Below are 21247 nucleotides of genomic sequence, written 5' to 3' on the forward strand. Positions count from 1 at the left end.
GGTCCGTGTCCGTTGTAAAGCCTTGCATTGACGATCTTCTGGAGAAGACCGATCACAACCGCTTCCTGCTCGCTTCGCTTGCCTCCAAGCGCGCCTGCGACATTAACAGCATGCTGCGTGGCCAGCACAACCGCGTGCTTGCCGTCCAGGATGTCGATGACATCACCATCGGGCTTTCCGGTGCCGATACCATCTCGATGGCTATGGACGAGATTGTCGACGGCGACATCTCTTACGACGAGGCCCGTTACGAGAAGGCGCTCGGCCACAAGGTTGCTGAAGCCTAAATGGCGGCTCGCGTCTGCCTGGTCCACTATCACGAGGTTGGACTGAAGGGTAAGAACCGCGCACATTTTGAGCATATCCTCATGGATAACATCAAGGCGGCCTTGGCCGCCTTTTCCGTGAATGCCGTGTCTCGAATTTCCGGTTATATCCTCGTGACCTTTAACGAGCATCAGGCCGACGAGGCGGCGCGTGTCATTCGCACCGTTCCCGGCGTTGCTCGCGTGTCTTTGGCGTATCACACCAATCGCGACCCTCAGGAGTACTGTGCCGCCGCCGTCAAGGCGCTGCGCGAGTTTGGTTCCTTCGATTCGTTTAAGGTGCATGCCAAGCGCTCCAATACCGACTATGAGCTCACCTCGATTGACATCAATCGTCAGGTGGGCGAGGTGTTGTGTGAGGCCTTCCCCGATAAAAAGGTTCAAATGCACGACCCCGATGCCATGGTGCACGTACTGGTGGTTCAGGGTAGCGTTTATGTGTACGCGCGCTCCGAGCGCGGCGTGGGCGGTCTGCCGGTGGGTTCTGCCGGCAAGGTCGTGACGCTGCTGTCGTCGGGTATCGATTCTCCGGTGGCGACTTGGATGCTCGCGCGTCGCGGTGCGGTGTGCGTGCCGGTACATTTCTCCGGTCGTCCGCAGACGCCCGATACGAGCGAGTATTTGGTACAGGACATCATCCGTGCGCTTGAGCCGGGTGTCCAGATCGGTCGCCTGTACGTGGTGCCGTTTGGCGACTGCCAGCGTGAGATTTCGGTCACCTGTCCCAGCAACCTGCGCGTGATCATGTATCGCCGCATTATGTATTCGGTTGCCGAGCGCATTGCACACATCGAGGGCGCCAAGGCCATCGTTACGGGTGAATCGCTTGGGCAGGTTGCCTCCCAAACGCTTGAGAACATCATGGCCGTCAACGAGGCCGTGAAGATCCCCGTGTTCCGTCCTCTCATCGGTTCGGACAAGCAGGAGATCATCGCTCGCGCCGAGGAGATCGGTACGTTCGATATCTCGACTGAGGCCGCTCCCGACTGCTGCACGCTGTTTATGCCGCGCCGTCCCGAGACGCACGCTAAACTCGATGCCGTGCATGAGGCTTGGGAGTTGTTCGATCACGAGGAGATGATCGAGCGCCTGCTCAAGCAGACCGAGTACATCGACTTCGAGAGCAACACGTATAAGGCCCCTAAGACCTTAAAACGCAACCATTCGGAGCTTGCTCCGCGTGAGATTTACCAAGATCACGAGTAAATTTGTGCATAGACCGACGATGCGCCTGCATCGTCGGTCTTTTGCTATCTGGGCATTTTGCGGCTAAGTGTTCATTTGCTGACGTGTGCCTGAATAAATGGACAGATTTGTGCAAGGTTTTGGTCGGCTTTTGGTTTGACCGCGAAAACCGGTTTTGGAGAATGGCTGTTGCAGGACTCTTTTCCTGACACGATGGTGTTGGGAGGTTTTGCTATGGCGCAGCGCGAACAACACGAACGGGTCAAACGGATGGACCGCTTGGCGGACAAGCTGCTCGGTCATAAGGCGGTGGTGATGGCGATACTGGTCGTCATTGCGATGGCGAGTGGACTGGCGATGGCGAACCTTGGCGGCGGTGCCGGCAGTGTGTCGTTTGAGCGCACTGATGGTTCGGGTTCGTTAGTGGAGCCGGGATCCGGCGATGCTTCGAGCGGAAAGACATCCGAAGGCTCTTCGTCTAAGGCTTCTGCCGCGGCAGAGGTCTATGTCGATGTCGATGGCGCCGTTGTGTCGCCCGGTGTATATCGTCTCAAGGACGGCGCGCGGGTGGCTCAGGCGATTGATGCCGCCGGCGGGCTGGCGCTCGAGGCAGACGTTACGGGGCTCAATCGGGCATCTAAGGTCGTCGATGGACAGAAGATTCACGTTCCAACGGTAGGGGAGCAGCAGGCGTCCATTGCGGAAGCCGGTGTTGATGGTGGGGCTTCCGCATCATCGGGCGTGAGTGGCGCAACAGGCCTAGTAAATATCAATACGGCAAGCGCGGCAGAGCTGCAGACGCTTTCGGGCATCGGCCCCTCCATGGCCCAGTCGATTATCGATGAGCGGACAAAGAACGGTGCTTTTTCTTCGGTTGACGATCTGATGCGTGTGTCGGGAATCGGCGAGAAGAAGCTTGCCAAAATCAAAGATTGCATCTGCGTATGAGTGCGACCGAGCGCGAGCACGTGATGTCTCCGCGGCCCCTGATGCCGTGGACGATGGCCCTGTGTGCCGGCATGTGCATGAGCTGCGTCTTGGTGCTCAACATGGTCGCTGATGCGCTGCTGAGGGAGCGGGCTCCGGCGGTCGGGCCGCTATGGGCCATTCCCGTTGCGGCGGCGGTATTCGTTGTGCTGGCTCAATCTTGTGCGCGGCTTGCCCCTTTGAAGCGGTGGCTGTATGCCGCGTCCGTCGGTCTCGTGGCGGGAGCGGTCGTCTCGGTGTGGTGGGCTTTGGGCACGCTGAGTGCCTCGAAGGCGCTCGATGGTCGAGCGGCAAGTAGCCTCGAGTTTGTCGTGCAGGGTGATCCATCCATAAACGACGACGTGTATTCCTATACCTGCGAGGCATGCGCGGACGGTAAGAACCTGGCAACGGTTCGCCTATCGTTTGACCGCGAGCTCAAGGTCGGGGCGCACGTGCGTGTTATCGGTCGCGTTTCACGTTTTGAGAACGATGCGTATGGACGATCGCGCGTGCTCCGAGGCGAGGTGCGCAAGGTTAAAGTCGTTCGGATTGTGTCGGCCGATGAGGGCTCTCCGGGACCGCTGCTTCGGCTGCGAAATGGGCTGCTTGCGTCCATCGCGCCTGCGACCGACCCGGCGCGTGCACTCATAGCCGGTGTCGTCTGCGGTCGTTCGGCCGAACTGCGCGCCCAGCCGGCGGGCGACTGGTTTTCGGTGACGGGAACGGCGCATCTTATAGCCGTCTCCGGCAGCCATTTGGCTATCGTGGGATTTGTAATCGAGGGTGTATTGCAAAAGACTCGCTGCTCACGTGGTGTTCAGCGGGCGATATTGGCGATGGCACTTGTGGGCTACACTGCCTTTACGGGCGCGTCTCCCTCGGCCGTGCGCGCGTGCTGCATGGTGTTCGCGACGCTTGTCGTAAACGGCGCGGGGCGTCGCCGGCACGGCGCATCGGCACTCTTCGTAACCATGTCCATCTTTGTGCTACTGCGGCCGACGGTGCTGTTCGAGATGGGCTTTCAGCTCTCGTGTGCCAGCGTCTTAGCCATTCTGTGCTTTTGCCCCTATGCGACCTACGCTTTGGGTGAGCTGGGTGTGCCATCGGGCGTTGCCAACATACTTTCCGTCACGCTGTGCTCGCAACTGGCAACACTTCCCATTACCATTCCTGCCTTCGGTACGTTCTCGCTCATTGCTCCGCTGGCAAATGCAGTCATCGGTCCGGTGGTGAGCGTACTGCTTGCTGTGTCGATCGTGCTGGTTCCCTTTTCGCTCGTGGAACCGTTGCGGATTTGGGCGCTCGTTGTGCCCATGGTTGCCGCCCGTTGCGCACTGTTCTTCGAGCAGCTGTTTGCCGCCGTGCCTGGTGCATCTGTGAGTGTGCCGCCCGATAGCATGTGGATTTACCTAGTGCCGTGTTTGCTGGCGGTTCTGTTGGTCTGGTGGCCGCGTCCCCGTGCACGTCCTATGGCGGTGGGGCTTTCATGCCTGGTGCTCTTGGCTGCGATTCCGTACGTCTACTGGGATCGATTCGCTCCGCCTTCGGTGACGGTGCTCGATGTGGGCCAGGCGGATGCGATTCTTATCCGCCAGGGCGACGCATTAGCACTCGTCGACTGCGGGCTCGATGAGCGCGTGGTAGCGGCGTTGGTTCGCAATAACGTGCACCATATCGATGCCGTCTTTGTGACGCATTGGGATGAGGATCACTGGGGTGGTCTACCTGCCGTGCTCGAACAGTTTTCGGTCGGAACGATTGCCGTGGCGGCGGATGCGCTGGAGGATGCTCCTGCCGAGGTATTGAACCGACCTGGCGTGGAGTATCGGCAGGTGCGCCGTGGGGATACGGTCGATATCGGCTCATTTTGCGCCCGCGTGATGTGGCCATTCGAGGCCGTGGATGGCGAGGGAAATGAGGACTCGCTTGTCCTGTTGCTCTCTTATGATCAGGAAGGCAAGGGCCTGCGCATACTACTCACCGGTGATGCCGAGCTCGACCAAGAACGGGAATTCGTGCAGGAGGTGGGGGATATCGATGTCCTTAAACTTGGGCATCACGGCTCTAAGGTTTCAGTCGATGGTCAGTTGCTGGACGTCCTGAAGCCCGAGCTTTCCCTCGCGAGCGCGGGCGAGGGGAATCGATACGGCCATCCGTCCGATGCCTGCATCGATGCCGTTAAGGAAGCGGGCGGCGTTTTCGCGTGCACTATCGAACACGGCGACATTACCGTCACGCCGACTGCGAATGGCTTTGCGATGCGATGCCAGCAACCGTGATGACATCGTTGGCGCGCGGTGGGCCCCTGGGCTAGAATGGCACGGAGCGAATACGAAGGCCTGCGGGAGGGGAGCGCGATGTCCGAAACCGGTCTGTTGCCTGCATATCTGATCGTCGGTACCGACGGAGTCAAGCGCGATCACGCCGTCTCGCGTATGAAAGCGCGTCTGGAAAAGACGGGCATGGTCGAGTTCAACCTCGACGAGCGCGATATGACCAAAGACCCCGATATCGAGTCGATTATCGGATCGCTCAACACCTTTCCGATGGGCAGTGAGTTTCGCCTGGTAATCCTTGATGGCTGCTCAAAGCTCGCCAAGGCGGTCTCGGAGCCGCTCGTCGAGTATCTGGCGAGTCCCAGCCCCACAACGGTTTGCCTCATAATCGCCGATTCGCTTGCCAAGAACACGCGCCTGTACAAGGCAATCGCCAAGATTGACAAGAAGGCCGTGATCGATTGCTCCGGCACCAAGCGCTGGGAGCTTCCGCGCCGCGTGCAGCAGATGGCGACGCAGCATGGCAAGTCGATCTCGACGGCGGCCGCCGAGGAACTTGTCTCGCGTTCGGGTGAAAACACTCGCATGCTCGATAACGACTTGGCTAAGCTTGCCCAAATGGTTGAGGCGCCTCAGATTGAGCTTGCCGATGTGGAACGCTGGATCGTGCGCACGGCCGAAGTCCAGCCCTGGGACTTTCTCAATGCGGTCTCGGCACGTGACATGCGCCGCTCACTCGAGCTTTTCAATCTACTGCCCTCCAAGAGCTACGTGTGGACCTACACATTGCTGTGCGGCCGCATTCGCGAGCTTATCGTTGCCAAGGCGCTCGATGCGCGCGGACAGGGTCGTGAGCTGGCCGCAACGCTCAAGCTCCAGTCCTGGCAGGTCAAGAATCACCTGACCTGGGCACGTCGCTTTTCGATGGCAGAGCTCGTCGCAGCGCTCGAGGGTGCGGTCGATGTGGAGCTCGCGCTCAAGGGTTCGGCCGATTCTCGGACCGCGCTTTTGCTCTGGATTACGAACATCTTGAGAAAATCGTGATGATACCTGCCTATTTGACAAATTCGTTCTATCCCTTTGAGGGGGAGCGTGCTATAGTAAGCGCTTGCATGACCTCACCGTGTCTCAGAGGTGTCATACATTTTTTGCAAGGAACTCGAAAGGAACTCCAGAAGTGGCAAACATCAAGTCTCAGAAGAAGCGTATCCGCACCAATGAGGCAGCTCGCATGCGTAACAAGGCTGTCAAGTCCGAGCTCAAGACGCTGACCAAGCACGTCCAGTCCGCCGTCGCCGAGGGCGACGCCGAGAAGGCCCAGGCTGCACTCAAGACCGTCACCAAGCGTCTCGACATGGCTGCCGCCAAGCATGTTATCCACAAGAACCAGGCTTCCAACCGCAAGTCCGGTCTTGCCAAGCTCGTGAACAGCATCAACGCCTAAGTTGTAAATTTCACATCACACAGATTACGCGCATAAATGGAGCCTGTTTTATGGAACAGGCTCCATTTTTTGTATCGCTCGGGTAAGATAGTCCGCATGAATACTTCAATTGACATTTCCCACATCCGCAACTTCTCGATTGTTGCGCACATCGACCATGGCAAGTCCACGATCAGTGACCGCATTCTCGAGCTCACCCATACCGTTGACGAGCGCGATATGGAGTCGCAGCTGCTCGACACTATGGATATCGAGCGCGAGCGCGGCATCACGATCAAGTCCAATGCCGTTCGCGTGTCCTATGACGCCGACGATGGCGAGACGTATCAGTTCAATCTGATCGATACGCCGGGCCACGTGGACTTTACCTACGAGGTCTCGCGCTCGCTGGCAGCCTGTGAGGGCGCGGTGCTCGTTGTCGACGCCACGCAGGGCGTCGAGGCGCAGACCGTCTCCAACGCGACGCTCGCCATGAACGCCAATCTGGACATTGTGCCGGCCATCAACAAGATTGACCTGCCCTCGGCCCATCCCGATGAGGTTAAGACCGAGATCGAGGATGACCTGGCGATTCCTGCCGATGATGCCGTGTGTGTCTCGGGCAAGACCGGCGAGGGCATCCACGATCTGCTAGAGTCCATTGTCTTTTTGATCTCTCCGCCCAAGGGCGATGCGAACGCGCCGCTCAAGGCACTCATTCTGGATTCGTACTTCGACGAGTATCGTGGCGTCGTCGCCACGGTGCGCGTCTTTGACGGATCCATCAAAAAAGGCGATACCCTGCGCATGATGCAGGCAAAGGGCGACTTTTTGGTCGATGGCGTGGGCGTCAAGCGTCCCGCCGAGACCCCGGTCGACGCGCTGACGGTCGGCGAGGTCGGATACGTGGTCACGGGCCTGAAGGACCCCGAGGCCGTTCGCGTGGGCGATACCCTCACGTGGGCGTCGAATCCCTGCCCCGAGCCGCTTCCCGGTTACCGCGAGGCCAAGCCCATGGTCTATACGGGCCTGTTCCCGATCGATAACAAGGACTACGAGAACCTGCGTGATGCGCTCGATAAGCTGCACGTCAACGACCCGTCGTTGGTGTGGGAGCCCGAGACCTCGGTGGCGCTCGGCTTTGGCTTCCGCGTGGGCTTCCTGGGCCTGCTGCACATGGAAGTCGTCAAGGAGCGCCTGGAGCGCGAGTTCAACTTGGACCTCATTGCCACGAGCCCCTCGGTGGACTATCACGTCTACAAGACTGACGGCGAGATGATTGATGTCCGTAGCCCGCAGGATCTGCCCGAGGCTACGCGCATCGAGCGTATCGAGGAGCCCTACCTCAAGGCAAAGATCATCTGCCCGCCCGAGTATACGGGTGCCGTCATGCAGCTCGCTATCGAGCACCGCGGCATTACTACCGACATGATCCATCTCACGAGCAAGTCGGTCGAGATGCGCTTTGATATGCCGCTTGCCGAGCTCATCTTGGACTTCTTCGATCAGCTCAAGAGCCGTACCAAGGGCTATGCCTCGCTCGACTACGAGTTCAACGAGTACCGTCCATCTGAGCTTGTGAAGCTCGATATCCTGCTTTCGGGCGACGAGGTGGACGCGCTGTCGTTTATCGTCCACAAGGACAAGGCCTACGGTCTTGCCCGCGGCCTGTGCGACAAGCTTAAGGAGATTATCCCGCGTCAGCTGTTCGAGGTGCCCATCCAGGGTGCTATCGGCAACAAGATCATTGCCCGCTCCACCGTCAAGGCGCGTCGCAAGGACGTGCTTGCTAAGTGCTACGGCGGCGATATCTCGCGTAAGCGCAAGCTGCTCGAGAAGCAGAAAGAGGGCAAGAAGCGCATGAAGGCCATCGGATCGGTCGAGGTCCCGCAGGAGGCCTTTATGGCGATCCTCAAGGTGGACGAGTAGGTCTATGGCGCTTTCCGAATACAGCAAGCGGCTGCTGGCCGCCTATGCCGAGCAGCCGTTCCTTATGGCTCCCATGGCGGGCGTGACCGACCCTGCCTACCGCATCATGTGCCGCCGCCGCGGTGCCAACCTTGCCTACAGCGAGATGGTGAGCGTGGCGGGCCTTGCCTATGCCAGCAACAAGACCTGGCGCCTGGTGCTACCGGCCGACGAGGAGCAGCAGATTTGCGTGCAGCTCTTTGGCTCCAAGCCCGAGCAGTTTGCGAATGCCGTCGCCGCCGTCGAGGAGCGTGTGGGCGATCGCCTGTCATTGATCGATATCAACATGGCCTGTCCGGCTCGCAAGGTCGTTACCAAGGGCGAAGGCTCGGCGCTTATGCGCACGCCCGACCTGGCCGAGAAGATTGTCGAGGCAGCGGTGGGCGCGGCGCATGTTCCCGTGACCGTGAAGATCCGCAAGGGTTTTTATGCCGAGGACCGCAACGCCGCAACGTTTGCCCAGATGCTTGAAGGGGCGGGCGCCTCTGCAGTTGCCGTGCACGGTCGTTGTGCCACGCAGCTCTATACGGGCCAGGCCGATTGGTCTGTCGTCGATGAGGTGGCTGACGCCGTCGAGATTCCCGTTATCGGTTCGGGCGATGTGTTCTGCGCCGAGGATGCCGCAGAGCATCTGCGCAGCTCGGGTGCCAGCGCGGTGTTTATCGCACGCGGCATCTACGGAAACCCCTGGGTTTTTGGTGATGCTCGCGCCCTTGCGCTCGATGGCATACCGGTGCCGGCACGCAGCTCCGTCGAGCGCCTGGACGCCCTGCGTGAGCACCTAACGCTGACGCATGAGCTCCTGCCGCTCATGTCGCGTGCCCGCACGTACGCAAGCTGGTACTTAAAAGGCATGCCTCATGCCGCCGCTTGGCGTGCCCATGTGGTGCGCTGTTCCACTTACGAGGAGTTTATGGCGCTGGTTGATGAGATCGAGCGCGATGTGGTGGCCTGCGAGGCTGCCCTTGCCGCCGGCGAATCGGTGCCTCCACATCCGCTGGAGGCTTAAGGGTGGCCGTTACCGCGCTGTACGTGCACGTGCCGTTTTGCGCCCAAAAGTGCCGGTACTGCGACTTTGACTCGCGCAGTTTTGCTCCGTGCGACCTGAGCGCTGCGCTCGATGTCTATTTTGAGCAGTTGTTCGCGCGCCTCGATGCTTTTGGCAAGGCTGGGGCCCTTGAACAGATCCGCACCGTCTATGTTGGCGGTGGTACGCCGTCGCTGGCGGGGAAGCGCCTGGTGGAGCTGGCGCGGCGTATTCGTGCGTGGTGCGCCCCCGTTGAGTTTACCTGCGAGGCCAATCCCGAGTCGCTGACCGCCGAGCTTGCCGCTGCGCTTGCCAAGGTTGGTGTCACACGCGTCTCTCTGGGCGTGCAAACGCTCGATAACATCGAACTTACCGCTATCGGCCGTATTCACGATGCCGATCGGGCGCTTGCCGCCATCGCGACAGTCAAGAACGCTGGGCTTGACGTGTCGTGCGACCTTATGTGCGGACTTCCTGGGCAGACCGCAGCGAGTTGGAGGCGCACGCTCGATGGCGTGCTGGCGGCGGCTCCGCATCATGTGTCGGTCTACCCGCTCACGCTTGAGGAGGGGACTCCCCTTTATCGCATGGCGTGCCGCGACGAGTCGGTCGAGCCCGACGAGGATTTTCAAGCTTCGTGCATGGATGTGGCGCGTGAGCGTCTGGGTGCGGCCGGCTATCACCCGTATGAGGTGGCAAGCTATGCGCTCGACGGACATGAGTGCGCCCATAACATTGCCTACTGGACCGGCCAGGGCTATTTGGGCCTGGGTCGCTCTGCCGCGGGCATGCTCGATGCCGAGGATTTCGATCGTCTTGCAGGTTTGTTCCCCGGCGTGTCTTCTCGAGGCGATTCGTACCGCGTGCGTCTGGTGCAACGTGACGATGACGCGACGGCGTTCGAGGCCGAATATCTCTCGCAGCGCGAGGCCGCGGCCGAAGACCTGATGCTTGCTTGTCGCATGACGCGCGGTGTCGCGTCCGACCTTTTGGTTCGCGCGGCTCGTGCCGTCCCGGCCGATGAGCTGGCAGCTGCCTGCGATCGCGCGCTCGAATTGGGTCTTGCCACTTGGGTGCCCGAGACGCTCGGAGTCCATGAGGGACCCTTCACTTCGGCAGATGTCATCGCGGGCCATGTTCGAGCTCGTTTAGCGCCGACACACCTGGGCTGGCTCGATGGAAATGTTCTGTTCGAGCTGTTTTGGGATCTAGCTTAGGTCGCTCGGGTAGAATTACCGAAATATATACGCTGCTGTGAGCAGGAGGTTGCCGCGCATGGCGACGATGAACGAAAAAGATTACTACGAGATTCTGGGTGTCTCCAAGGACGCCACCTCACGTGATATTCAAAAGGCCTTTCAGCAAAAGGCCCGCAAGCTCCATCCGGACGTCAACAAAGAGCCGGATGCCGAGGAAAAGTTTAAAGAGGTTTCCGAGGCCTACGCCGTGCTTTCGGACGAGCAGAAGCGTTCGCGCTACGACGCCATGCGTTCGGGCAACCCCTTCGCCGGCGCTCCTACGGCTTCGCCCTATGGCGGCGGCTACGCCGGCAGCGCGGGCTATGGCAATCCCTTTGAGGGCGGTTTTCCCTTTGGTGGCGCCTGGGGCCAGCCGCGTCGCGGGCAGGCTGCCTACAATCCCGAGAACGGCGCCAATGTGGTCGTCGATATCAAACTCGACGCCAAGGAGGCCAAGGGCGGTGCCCGCAAGACCGTCCGCTACACGCGCTTCGATACCTGTAACAACTGCGGCGGTTCGGGCTCCGTTTCGTCTGAGCATGCCCATACCTGCCCGAGCTGCGGTGGCCGCGGCCACATCGACGTCGACCTGTCCTTCCTGTTTGGTGCGGGCACGTTCCAGTCGGTCTGCCCCGAGTGCGGCGGTTCCGGTAAGGTCGTGGCCGACCCCTGCCCTGATTGCGGCGGCAGCGGTCGTACTCGCGTAACCTCCGAGCAGACGATTGAGTTTCCTGCCGGCACGCACGATGGCGACGAGGTCCGCATTGGCGGCATGGGTCATGCTGGCACCAACGGTGCCGCGGGCGGCGATCTGGTCGGCCGCGCCCATGTTGAGGCCGAGCGCTTGGAAGGCAAAGCTCGTACCGGTTTTTACCTGATGGGCATCGTGGCGCCGTTTTTGGTACTCTCGGCCATCTCGGGCGTGTTCTCGGCCTTTGCCGTGATGTGCTTTATTCCGTTTGCCATGGGCCTGTTCATGGTGCTTTCGGACGGCGTGCTTCATCGCAGCCTGCTGTGGTGGAAGCGCGGCGCGATGCAGTTTGCCAACGGTTTTGCCAACGGCTTCATGTTCGCGCTCGTGTCGGTTTGGTTCGCGAGCTGCTCGCAACGGGCCATGCTTTCGCCGTACCAAATGCAATAACATCAAACCCTCTGTTTGCGGTCGGCCCTGCTTGGGTATAGGACGCACTGTGACAATAATGAAAGTCGGAAGGATTCGGTTGTGTCGGAAAATAGGGATTACTACGAGGTGCTTGGCGTCGACAGGGATGCCGACGCGCGGACGATTAAGCGTGCGTTTCTAAAGAAGGCCCGTACCGTACATCCGGATGTTTCGGACGACCCCGAGGCCGAGGCCAAGTTCAAGGAGCTCAACGAGGCCTATTCCGTTCTTTCCGATGAGCAGAAGCGTGCTAACTACGACCGTTACGGCACTGCCGACGGCCCTGGTGGTTCGGGCTACGTCGATATCAACGATATCTTTGGTGGCATGGGCATGGACGACTTGTTCTCATCGTTCTTTGGCGGCGGTGCCGGCGGTGGCGCCCGCAGCCGTCGTGAGCGTCGTCGCGGACGTGATATGGCCATCTCGCTTTCGGTGACGCTCGAGGAGGCGGCGCTCGGCTGCAAAAAGACGATCAGCTATGACCGCCTTGCTCCTTGCGAGGACTGCAACGGCACCGGTAGGGCAGAGGGCGCACAGGAAAAGCAGTGCGGCCGCTGCCACGGCACGGGCTATGTCACGACGGTTCAGCGATCGTTTTTGGGCCAGGTTCAGTCCTCTTCGCCTTGCCCCGACTGCCATGGCGAGGGCACGGTCATCGACCATCCCTGCGAGACCTGCGACGGTCAGGGCCGCACGCCTTCGCATGAAAAGATCGACATCGATATTCCCGCCGGCGTTTCGACCGGTCGCCAGCTGCGCGTGAGCGGCTTTGGCGAGGCCGGCCTTCGCGGCGAGCCCTCGGGCGACCTGATTGTCAACGTGCGCGTTGCCGACCATGAGCGCTTTAAGCGCAACGGTGACGACCTGTACCTGGTGAGCGATATCTCGATTGCGCAGGCTGCGCTCGGCTGCGAGATCGAGGTCGAGGGCATTATGCCCGACGAGGTCGTTAGGGTGACGGTTCCCGCCGGCGCCCAGTACGGCGACACCGTGAGCGTCAATAATTACGGAATGCCGCGCATTGGCGGTGGCGGTTCGCGTGGCCGCCTGATCGTGCAACTGCGCGTGGTTGTTCCCATCAATCTCTCCAATAAGCAGCGCGAGCTGCTCCGTGCTTTTGCCGATGAGATGGGCGATGACGTCACTTCCGGTAAGAAGTCGGTGACCGACCGTATCAAGAGTGCCCTCGACGATATCCTCGATTAAGGAGCCCGCGTGCTCGCACCCCATATTTCCGTCGTCAACCTCGGCTGCCGTGTCAACCGGGTTGAGTCTGACCGTATCACTGCCGATCTTATGCGCTTGGGCTTTGCTATTGTGGAGCCCCAGGATGCCGATCTGATCGTCATTAACACTTGTGCCGTTACGGGCGAGGCCGAGGCCAAGACCCGTAAGGCCGTCCGTCATGCGCTGGCCCATCCAAACGAGCCCTATGTGGTCGTGACCGGATGCGTGGTCAATTTGCATCCCGAGGAGCTGTCGGAGCTTTCGGATCGCGTGATTGCCGAGCCGTCCAAGATAGATGTCGCCGAACGTGTATGCGAGGTGCTGGGTGTTGAGTCCGATAGCGTTCCCGCCTGCAGCGATGGCGAGGTGGTCGATGCGCTCGGTCGCTCTCGCCTGGGCGTGAAGATTCAGGATGGCTGCAACCATCGCTGCACCTATTGCATTGTGTGGAAGGCGCGCGGCCCCGAGCGCTCCGTGCCCGTCGAGTCCGTGCTCGAGCAAGTTCGCGAGGCCCAGGAGGCCGGCGTGCCTGAGGTGGTGCTGACCGGTGTGAACCTGGGTGCCTACGATGGCAAGAGCGCGACCGACGAGCACGTCGAAATCGATGAGCTGCTCGAGGCCATCATGGAGCGCACGTCTATTCCGCATGTGCGCATTTCCTCGGTCGAGCCCATGGATATCTCCGAGCGCCTGCTTAAGGTTATGGCGCGCTACCCGCAGCGTATCGCCCCGTTTTTGCACCTGCCCGTGCAGTCCGGCTGCACGGCGACCCTGCATCGCATGGGCCGTCCCTATAGCGCCGAAGCCTTTGAGGACACGGTGCGTATGATTCGCGCCAACTTGCCCCAGGCGTCCCTTTCGTGCGATGTCATCGTCGGTTTTCCTGGTGAGACGGACGAGGAGTTCGAGGAGTCGCTGGCGCTGTGCCGCCGTGTGGGTTTCTCGCGTATGCACGTGTTCCGCTACAGCAAGCGTCCCGGTACCCTTGCTGCCGACATGCCCGACCAGGTGCCACCCGAGGTTATGGCCGAGCGCAGCCGCCGTATGCGGGCCGCCGCACAGGAGCTCGCTATTGCCGACGCTCGTCGTCGCGTGGGCACGGTCGAGCGTGCCGTGCTCGAGTATGGTGACAACCTGACGCTCGGCTCGTTCCATCATGCCCGTCTTGACGATACCTGTGGACTTACAGCCCCGTGCCTGCTCGATGTTGCTATCATCGGAGTCGATGATTCCGGCTTGGTCCATGCACACAGGGAGGTTCATGGAAGCCTCGAAGATTAGACTTACCGTTCCCGAGGGAATCGATCCCTCGTGCGTTTTGGGCGCCGGCGACGGCGTCCTTCGCGTGCTCGAGAGCTTGGTTCGCGCTCACGTGGTCGCCCGTGGCGATAGCATCGCCGTGAGCGGCGACCCGGACGAGGTCGAACTCGTGGCGCGCTTTTTCGAGCACGCTTTTCGCGAGGCGGCCGCCGGGCGCACGCTGTCTGCCGACGATGTCTCTCGCTGCCTGGCCGTCTTGCGCGACGGTGAGCACGAGGCTACGTCGCTTCGCGATGACGTGCTGCTTTCGTATCGCGGCCGCGTCATTCGTCCCAAGACGCTCGGGCAAAAGCGCTACGTGGATGCCATTCGCTCGCATACCATCACCTTTGGCTTGGGTCCTGCCGGTACCGGTAAGACCTATCTGGCCATGGCGCTCGCCGTTGCCGCGCTCAAGCGTCACGAGGTGGGCCGTTTGATCTTGACGCGTCCGGTTGTCGAGGCGGGGGAGAATCTGGGCTTTTTGCCCGGTACCCTTGAGGAAAAGATAGATCCCTACATGCGTCCGCTCTACGACGCCCTTTTTGACATGATGGATCGCGAGCGCACCGATGAGCTTATGGAGCGTGGCGTGATCGAGATCGCCCCGCTTGCCTACATGCGCGGCCGCACGCTGAGTGATGCCTTCGTGGTGCTCGACGAGGCGCAAAATACCACGCCCGAGCAGATGAAGATGTTCCTGACGCGCTTGGGTTTTAACTCCAAGTTCGTGATTACCGGCGACCTGAGCCAGCGCGACCTGGTGGGTCGTCGTGGCGGTCTTGCTGACGTTGAGCAGATTTTGGGCCGTGTCGACGATGTCGCATTTTCTCACCTCGAGCGTGCCGACGTGGTGCGCCATGCCCTGGTGGGTCGTATCGTCGAGGCATATGAAGCTTATGATGACGTGCGCGAGCAGCGCCCGCGCGACCGAAAGGAGTCCCGTTGAGTGTATTGATCAGCAACGATGCCGAGCTCGATACGCTGCTCGACGCGCAGGAGGTGGAGCACATCTGCGAGGTTGTGCTTGCCGCCGAGGGCGTTGAACGTGGAGTCGAGATTTCCCTTTCGTATGTCGACGAGGACGAGATGCACGAGCTCAACCACGAGTGGCGCGGTATCGACCGCACCACCGATGTGCTCTCGTTTGAGTGCGATTCGGCCTTTGACGATGACATTCCCGCCGATGAGACGCTCGAGCTCGGCGATATTATCTTGGCCCCGCAGGTTATTGCCCGTCAGGCCCCCGGTTTTGGCAATAGCCCCGCTGACGAGTGCCGTCTGATGCTCGTACACGGAATGCTGCACCTGCTGGGCTATGACCACATCGAGGACGACGAGGCCGAGGTCATGGAGGCCCGCGAGGACGCCATCCTGCGCGATCTGGCGCTCGAGCGCGGCGAGGACCCTAAGCTAGTCCACGTCGGCCCCGTCACCAACCACGCCCACGACTAGGAGCCGTCTATGATTCCCGGATCGAACAAGGACCATCCGTCCTTCTTAAAGTCGTTTTCCTACGCCATGGAGGGCTTCGTCACCGCCGTCAAGACCGAGCGCAACATTAAGGTCATGCTCGTTGCGGGCGTGTGCACCGTCATTGCCGGCTGCGTCGTGGGGCTCGACATTGCCGAGTGGGCCACGATTATCATCTGTTGCGGCCTGGTGATTCACGGCGAGCTGTGCAACACCGCTATGGAGGCCATCGTCGACCTGGCGACCCAGGAGCTCCATCCGCTGGCCAAGCGTGCGAAGGACATCGCCGCCGCTTCCGTATACATACTTTCCATCACCGCCGCGATTGTGGGCGTGCTGGTATTTGCCCACGCGCTCGGCTTTATTTAGAAAGGGATTCCCATGTCCGACAATATGCAGCCTATCGATGAGATTTTGGATGACGAGTCCCTGGACGCGGTGGATACCGAGGAGCTCGAGGATGTCGAGGAGTTCGACCCGTTTGAGGGTATGAGCGACGAGGAACTCGACGCCCTGTGCGACGAGGACGACAACCTCGCGGGCTTTGGTGACGTTGAGCCCGGTTTCCGCAGCGGCTTTGTGGCCCTGGTCGGTCGTCCCAACGCTGGCAAGTCTACGCTGCTTAATGCCTGCTATGGCAAAAAGGTCGCCATCACCTCGCCGGTGGCCCAGACGACCCGCCGCCGCATGCGCGCCGTCGTCAACCGCCCCGGCTACCAGCTGGTCTTTGTCGATACCCCCGGTATTCATAAGCCCAAGGACGGCTTGGGATCCGAGCTCAACAAGAGCGCGTTGTTCGAGCTGAACGATGTTGATGTTGTCGCGTTTTTGATTGATGCCACCAAACCGATCGGCAGGGGAGACGCCTGGGTTGCCGAGCGCGTCAGATGCGCTCGTTCCAAGAAGGTCCTGGTGCTCACCAAGGCCGATGAGGCCGACCCCGCACAGGTCATGGAGCAGCTTAAGGCAGCCCACGAACTCATGGAATATGACGACGAGATCGTGACGTCGTCGGTCAAGAACTTCAACGTCGATGCATTTATCGAGACCGTTGCGCACTTTTTGCCTGAGGGTCCGCGTTGGTTCCCCGAGGACATGGGTACCGACGCTTCCGATGAGACGCTCGTTGCCGAGTTTGTGCGCGAGAAGGTCTTGCGCCGCACCCGTGATGAGATCCCGCACTCCGTTGGCGTGATTTGCGATGCGCTCGAGCAGACCAAGAAGGTACTGCGCGTGCACGCCACCATTTACGTCGAGCGCGAGGGCCAAAAGGGCATCATTATCGGTAAGGGCGGCGAGATGATCAAGCATATCGGTATCGACGCCCGTCGCGATCTTGAGCGCATTTTTGGCACGCAGGTCTTTTTGGAGCTGGACGTGAAGGTCAAGGCCGGCTGGCGTGACGACGAGGCCCAGATTCGCCGCTTTGGCTATAACGCCGAGGACTAAGGGCGCGCGGCGCGCATGGCAGGCTCCCGGACATATCGTACGAAGGTGCTCGTCCTCGATAAGACCAAGCTCAAAGAGACGGACCTGATCTTGACGATGCTTGATGAGCAGGGTCGGCAGGTTCGTGCCGTGGCAAAGGGCGCCCGCAAACCCGGCGGGCGCCTGGCTGCGCGCTGCGAGCTGTTCTGTACCGTTGATATGCTGCTCGCGCATGGACGGTCGCTCGACGTGGTTTCCCAGGCCGAGCTTATGGAGGCGCCGCTCGGCGCTGCGCCCGATTACGAGACGACCTGCGCCGCAAGCGCGATCGCCGAGGTCGCGCGCGTGTGCTCGTTCGAGGACGCCGAGGACCCGTTTACCTTTGCCATTACGCAGCGAGCGCTTACCCTGGCGGGCAGCGGGATCGACACGGCGCATATGGACCTACTTGTGGCGGCATATGTCTTTAAGCTGCTATCGCACGTTGGCTATCGTCCCGATTTTTCGGCCTGTGTGCTGTGCGGAGACCCCATGCTGTCGTATTTTTCAGCCCAGGCGGGCGGTCTCATGTGCGGGTCGTGCGCGTCGAGCGTTCCAGGTGCCGAACTGGTGTCGACCGGTGAGACCGCATGGCTGCGCGCCCTCATGTCCATGACCTTCGATGCGCTCATGGCCGAGCGAATCGACCCGCATACGGCGGCATTCCTGCTCGGGCTTTCGCATGTTTGGGCTGCGACGCACACCGATCAGCGGCTCCGTGCGATGGAATTCATGTTGGGTCGGTGATGATGCGCAGGCACAGGCTGCTTGTGGTAACATACCGACCTGTTGGTACCTCGACCTTGGTTGCTCGCTCCACCGGCGGCTTCCCAGTCCGAGGCGAATCGAGTCGCCCGCGGGCGACGTAAAACGAAAGGTGAAACAATGACTGTTTCCAAAGAGCGCAAGGCGGAGCTGACTGCCCAGTTCGGTAACACCCCGGTCGACACCGGCAACCCCAAGGTTCAGGTCGCCATCCTGAGCGAGCGCATCAAGGAGCTGACCGAGCACATGAAGTCCCACCAGAAGGACTTCCACACCCGTCGTGGCCTGCTCATGCTCGTCGGCCGTCGTCGTCGTCTTCTCTCCTACATCAAGAAGAACGACATCGTCGAGTACCGTGAGCTCATCAAGGCTCTGGGCATCCGCGACAACATCCAGTAACGGATTTGTACATGCTAAGAGCGTCCTGCGCAGCGGGGCGCTCTTTTTGTGTAAGGGCGTGAACAATCACGCTCTGAAGCGTGGCGGGGGCAGGGGGCCCGCGTCACATGAGAAGCCCGCAGGCAAGGGGCCTGTGGGGTAAAGGAGAACAATGACACTCGTATCCAAGACCTTTGAGCTGTACGGCAAGACCTACACCTTTGAGTCAGGCGAGCTTGCCAAGCAGGCCACCGGCGCCTGCCTGGTCAAGCAGGGCGACACCACGATGCTCGACACCGTGGTCGTCTCCAAGGAGCGCAAGAACTACGACTTCTTCCCGCTGACCGTCGACTTCAACGAGAAGATGTACGCAGCCGGCCGCATCCCGGGTGGCTACCTCAAGCGTGAGGGCCGTCCCAGCGAGAAGGCCACGCTCACGGCCCGCATGATCGATCGCCCGATTCGCCCGAGCTTCCCGGATGGCTTCCGCAACGAGGTGCACATCGTCGCCACCTCGCTCGTCGCCGACCAGGTCAACCCCTTCGATGTCATCAACGTCATGGGTGCATCCCTGGCCATGACGCTTGGCGGCGTGCCCTTCGAGGGCCCGCTTGCCTGCGTGCGCATCGGCCGTAACGTGGAGACAGGCGAGTTTATCGTCAACCCCACCTACGAGGAGCGCGAGAACTCCGATCTGGACCTGGAGCTGGGCGGATCCGCCGACTTCATCTCGATGGTCGAGGCCGGCGCCGAGGAGATCTCCGAGGACGACATGCTCGCCGCCATGAAGTTTGGCCAGGAGGCCCTTGCCGCTTTCTGCCAGGCTCAGGACGAGTTCGTCGCCGAGTGGGAGCAGGTTAACGGCCCCATCGTCAAGAAGGAGTACCCGCTCGACCAGCCCGTCGAGGAGGTCCAGGAGCGCATCTTCGCTCACTACGACGAGATGGCAGCCGCCCTTCGCGACGCCGACAAGCTCTCCCGTATCGGTAAGGTCGAGGCTCTGAAGGAGTCCATCCGCGCCGAGTTCACCGAGGAGGAGCAGGCCGCTTGGGAGCGCGAGATCCCCGTGGCGCTCAAGAAGCTCGAGAAGAAGGCCATGCGCACCATGGTCGTTGAGACCGGCGAGCGCGTCGACGGTCGTGCCGCCGATGAGATCCGTCCCATCATGGTGAAGGACAACTACCTGCCGCTCGTTCACGGCTCCGGCCTGTTCCAGCGCGGCCAGACCCAGGTGCTTTCCGTCCTGTCGCTCGGCATGCTCAACGAGGGCCAGCGTCTGGATACCATCGAGCCCACCGAGGGCAAACGCTACATGCACCACTACAACTTCCCGCCGTTCTGCACCGGTGAGACCGGCCGCATGGGCAGCCCCAAGCGCCGCGAGATCGGCCACGGCAATCTAGCCGAGCGCGCTCTGCTTCCGGTGCTCCCCGACGAGAACGAGTTCCCCTACGCCATCCGCGTCGTCTCCGAGGTCATGGAGTCCAACGGCTCCTCTTCGATGGCTTCGACCTGCGGCTCCACGCTCGCCCTTATGGACGGCGGCGTGCCCATTAAGCGCCCGGTCTCCGGTATCGCCATGGGCCTGATCCAGGAGGAGGGCAAGACCGTGGTCCTGTCCGACATCCAGGGTCTCGAGGACTTCCTGGGCGACATGGACTTTAAGGTCACCGGCACCACCGAGGGCATCACCGCCCTGCAGATGGACAACAAGGCCACCGGCCTCACTTTCGACATCCTGGCCCGCGCTCTGCAACAGGCCAAGGAGGGTCGCGCCTTCATCCTGCAGAAGATGCTCGATGTGATTCCCGAGCCGCGCCACACCACGCGCAGCACCGCTCCGCGCATCGTTTCCATCCAGGTTCCGACCGACAAGATCCGCGACGTCATCGGTTCCGGCGGTAAGGTCATCCGCGGTATCCAGGACGAGACCGGCGCCTCGGTCGACATCCAGGAGGACGGCACCGTCTTTGTCGGCGGCACCGGCGAGTCTGTCGACCAGGCCGTCGAGCGTATCAAGCTCATTATCAAGGTTCCCGAGCCGGGCGAGGAGTACACCGGTCGCGTGGTCTCCATCCAGCCCTTCGGCGCCTTCGTCAACCTGCTGCCCGGTAAGGACGGCCTGCTGCACATCTCTCGCGTCGCCAAGGGCCGCGTGGAGAAGGTCGAGGACGTCCTCAACGTGGGCGACGAGGTCAAGGTCGTCGTCATCGAGGTTGACGATCGCGGCAAGATCTCGCTCGATCGTCTTGACAAGCCCGAGGCCCCGGCTCGCGCCGAGGGTGCTTCCGAGGGCGACGGCGAGCACTTCCAGCGTCGTGAGCGTCCGCGTCGCGAGCGCTCCGAGCGCGGCGACCGTCCGCGTCGTCCCGGCGACAACGGAGGCCGCAAGCCCCGCCGTCACCACGACGCCGAGTAACAGCTAGACATAAGCAGCTCAACAAGGGCGATTCCGTACAGGGGTCGCCCTTTTGCTATTCCCGGCGGGGGCCGCGGATAAAGTTTCCTGCTCTACAGTCCTGCTCACGACGGAGGCCACATTAAGTGGCCTCCTGTTCGTGCGGAACTCGCGATAAACTTTACCCGCGGCCCCCGCCGGGAATAGCAAAAGGGCTGGTTGGTGCGGGTTTCGATTTTGTCAGATGGTCAATTCAGCTTTCCTTTTTTCTGAATTGTCGATAGCTGCACACCCGGCATATCCTCAGATAAAACCAACCAAAATAAACCTGTCCCATTTTGGCCGGTCTGGTCTCAGCGGGCCCGGCACGGGCTAAGTTTATCGCGAGTTCCGCACGCAAAGGAAAGCACTTAATGTGCTTTCCGTCTTGCGCAGGACTCCTTGAATATCAACTTCATCCGAACACCTCCCATATTCATCCGTACATGTGCGGATGAATGTGGGAACCCGATACCCTGAGGGCCGGATCGGCCGGCCCCGGGAGATCGGAGGACGTCATGTCCGGAAAGAGCGGAAAGAGCGGGAAGGGCGCCGCGAGGGCGGTCCCGAGGGCCTACGGCAGGCTCACGAGGCACGAGCGGGACACGGTCCAGAGGATGCTGG

General features: G+C 61.0%; 19 protein-coding genes. All 19 read left to right on the plus strand.

Going from position 1 to position 21247, the window contains the following annotated elements; translation table 11 throughout:
- The first annotated feature begins 5 nt into the window (after positions 1-5).
- The 19 genes from I2H19_RS05155 (at position 6) to I2H19_RS05245 (ending at position 20605) form a co-directional block, all read left to right on the plus strand.
- Positions 6-287 (plus strand): DNA-directed RNA polymerase subunit omega, encoded by a 282-nt coding sequence (locus tag I2H19_RS05155; RefSeq protein ID WP_035138532.1) that lies wholly within the window; start codon positions 6-8, stop codon positions 285-287.
- Positions 288-1532 (plus strand): tRNA uracil 4-sulfurtransferase ThiI, encoded by a 1245-nt coding sequence (gene thiI, locus I2H19_RS05160; RefSeq protein ID WP_195621731.1) that lies wholly within the window; start codon positions 288-290, stop codon positions 1530-1532.
- A gap of 249 nt (positions 1533-1781) precedes the next feature.
- Entirely contained in the window at positions 1782-2459 is a 678-nt protein-coding gene (locus I2H19_RS05165) for a helix-hairpin-helix domain-containing protein (RefSeq protein WP_229089789.1), read from the plus strand.
- Positions 2456-4759 carry a DNA internalization-related competence protein ComEC/Rec2 gene (locus tag I2H19_RS05170; RefSeq protein WP_195621736.1) on the plus strand — a complete coding sequence of 768 codons (2304 nt, stop codon included), beginning with the start codon at positions 2456-2458 and terminating at the stop codon, positions 4757-4759. Before I2H19_RS05165 ends, I2H19_RS05170 begins: the two co-directional genes overlap by 4 nt.
- 78 nt (positions 4760-4837) lie before the next feature.
- The gene (gene holA, locus I2H19_RS05175) at positions 4838-5800 is read left to right on the plus strand and encodes a DNA polymerase III subunit delta (protein WP_195621738.1); all 963 of its coding nucleotides are present in this window, start codon (positions 4838-4840) and stop codon (positions 5798-5800) included.
- A 133-nt stretch (positions 5801-5933) separates the two neighbouring features.
- On the plus strand, positions 5934-6200 hold the full coding sequence (rpsT, locus tag I2H19_RS05180; protein ID WP_022094714.1) for a 30S ribosomal protein S20: 267 nt from the start codon (positions 5934-5936) through the stop codon (positions 6198-6200).
- Positions 6201-6296: 96 nt separating this feature from the next.
- Complete coding sequence (gene lepA, locus I2H19_RS05185) at positions 6297-8108, plus strand: translation elongation factor 4 (protein WP_055250059.1); 1812 nt, start codon at positions 6297-6299, stop codon at positions 8106-8108.
- A 4-nt stretch (positions 8109-8112) separates the two neighbouring features.
- Complete coding sequence (gene dusB / locus I2H19_RS05190) at positions 8113-9156, plus strand: tRNA dihydrouridine synthase DusB (RefSeq protein WP_195621741.1); 1044 nt, start codon at positions 8113-8115, stop codon at positions 9154-9156.
- A 2-nt stretch (positions 9157-9158) separates the two neighbouring features.
- A complete protein-coding gene (gene hemW / locus I2H19_RS05195) occupies positions 9159-10391 on the plus strand; it encodes a radical SAM family heme chaperone HemW (protein WP_195621744.1) in 1233 nt (410 codons plus the stop codon).
- 58 nt (positions 10392-10449) lie between these two features.
- Positions 10450-11553: a DnaJ domain-containing protein gene (locus tag I2H19_RS05200; RefSeq protein ID WP_195239268.1), complete on the plus strand. Its 1104-nt coding sequence runs from the start codon at positions 10450-10452 to the stop codon at positions 11551-11553.
- A gap of 81 nt (positions 11554-11634) precedes the next feature.
- A complete protein-coding gene (gene dnaJ, locus I2H19_RS05205) occupies positions 11635-12783 on the plus strand; it encodes a molecular chaperone DnaJ (protein WP_195239269.1) in 1149 nt (382 codons plus the stop codon).
- A gap of 9 nt (positions 12784-12792) precedes the next feature.
- Entirely contained in the window at positions 12793-14085 is a 1293-nt protein-coding gene (locus tag I2H19_RS05210) for a MiaB/RimO family radical SAM methylthiotransferase (RefSeq protein WP_195621747.1), read from the plus strand.
- Positions 14066-15052 (plus strand): PhoH family protein, encoded by a 987-nt coding sequence (locus I2H19_RS05215; RefSeq protein WP_195621749.1) that lies wholly within the window; start codon positions 14066-14068, stop codon positions 15050-15052. The genes I2H19_RS05210 and I2H19_RS05215 overlap by 20 nt, the downstream gene beginning before the upstream one ends.
- Entirely contained in the window at positions 15049-15558 is a 510-nt protein-coding gene (gene ybeY / locus I2H19_RS05220; protein WP_195621758.1) for an rRNA maturation RNase YbeY, read from the plus strand. The genes I2H19_RS05215 and ybeY overlap by 4 nt, the downstream gene beginning before the upstream one ends.
- A 9-nt stretch (positions 15559-15567) precedes the next feature.
- Complete coding sequence (locus I2H19_RS05225) at positions 15568-15945, plus strand: diacylglycerol kinase family protein (RefSeq protein WP_117770332.1); 378 nt, start codon at positions 15568-15570, stop codon at positions 15943-15945.
- Positions 15946-15957: 12 nt separating this feature from the next.
- Positions 15958-17025 (plus strand): GTPase Era, encoded by a 1068-nt coding sequence (era, locus tag I2H19_RS05230; protein ID WP_195621759.1) that lies wholly within the window; start codon positions 15958-15960, stop codon positions 17023-17025.
- Between the two features lie 15 nt (positions 17026-17040).
- The gene (gene recO / locus I2H19_RS05235) at positions 17041-17790 is read left to right on the plus strand and encodes a DNA repair protein RecO (RefSeq protein ID WP_195621760.1); all 750 of its coding nucleotides are present in this window, start codon (positions 17041-17043) and stop codon (positions 17788-17790) included.
- 138 nt (positions 17791-17928) lie between these two features.
- Positions 17929-18207 carry a 30S ribosomal protein S15 gene (gene rpsO / locus I2H19_RS05240; protein WP_035138510.1) on the plus strand — a complete coding sequence of 93 codons (279 nt, stop codon included), beginning with the start codon at positions 17929-17931 and terminating at the stop codon, positions 18205-18207.
- A gap of 151 nt (positions 18208-18358) precedes the next feature.
- Positions 18359-20605 (plus strand): polyribonucleotide nucleotidyltransferase, encoded by a 2247-nt coding sequence (locus I2H19_RS05245; RefSeq protein WP_195621761.1) that lies wholly within the window; start codon positions 18359-18361, stop codon positions 20603-20605.
- Positions 20606-21247 lie beyond the last annotated feature (642 nt).

The sequence above is a fragment of the Collinsella aerofaciens genome (genome assembly GCF_015560135.1).
GTDB lineage: Bacteria > Actinomycetota > Coriobacteriia > Coriobacteriales > Coriobacteriaceae > Collinsella > Collinsella aerofaciens_AN.

Excerpts from the sequence above, each read along its gene's own strand:
- thiI (WP_195621731.1), top strand. The coding sequence starts at position 288 with ATGGCGGCTCGCGTCTGCCTGGTCCACTATCACGAGGTTGGACTGAAG.
- I2H19_RS05165 (WP_229089789.1), top strand. The coding sequence starts at position 1,782 with ATGGACCGCTTGGCGGACAAGCTGCTCGGTCATAAGGCGGTGGTGATG.
- I2H19_RS05170 (WP_195621736.1), top strand. The coding sequence starts at position 2,456 with ATGAGTGCGACCGAGCGCGAGCACGTGATGTCTCCGCGGCCCCTGATG.
- holA (WP_195621738.1), top strand. The coding sequence starts at position 4,838 with ATGTCCGAAACCGGTCTGTTGCCTGCATATCTGATCGTCGGTACCGAC.
- lepA (WP_055250059.1), top strand. The coding sequence starts at position 6,297 with ATGAATACTTCAATTGACATTTCCCACATCCGCAACTTCTCGATTGTT.
- dusB (WP_195621741.1), top strand. The coding sequence starts at position 8,113 with ATGGCGCTTTCCGAATACAGCAAGCGGCTGCTGGCCGCCTATGCCGAG.
- I2H19_RS05200 (WP_195239268.1), top strand. The coding sequence starts at position 10,450 with ATGGCGACGATGAACGAAAAAGATTACTACGAGATTCTGGGTGTCTCC.
- I2H19_RS05215 (WP_195621749.1), top strand. The coding sequence starts at position 14,066 with ATGGAAGCCTCGAAGATTAGACTTACCGTTCCCGAGGGAATCGATCCC.
- I2H19_RS05225 (WP_117770332.1), top strand. The coding sequence starts at position 15,568 with ATGATTCCCGGATCGAACAAGGACCATCCGTCCTTCTTAAAGTCGTTT.
- era (WP_195621759.1), top strand. The coding sequence starts at position 15,958 with ATGTCCGACAATATGCAGCCTATCGATGAGATTTTGGATGACGAGTCC.
- recO (WP_195621760.1), top strand. The coding sequence starts at position 17,041 with ATGGCAGGCTCCCGGACATATCGTACGAAGGTGCTCGTCCTCGATAAG.
- rpsO (WP_035138510.1), top strand. The coding sequence starts at position 17,929 with ATGACTGTTTCCAAAGAGCGCAAGGCGGAGCTGACTGCCCAGTTCGGT.
- I2H19_RS05245 (WP_195621761.1), top strand. The coding sequence starts at position 18,359 with ATGACACTCGTATCCAAGACCTTTGAGCTGTACGGCAAGACCTACACC.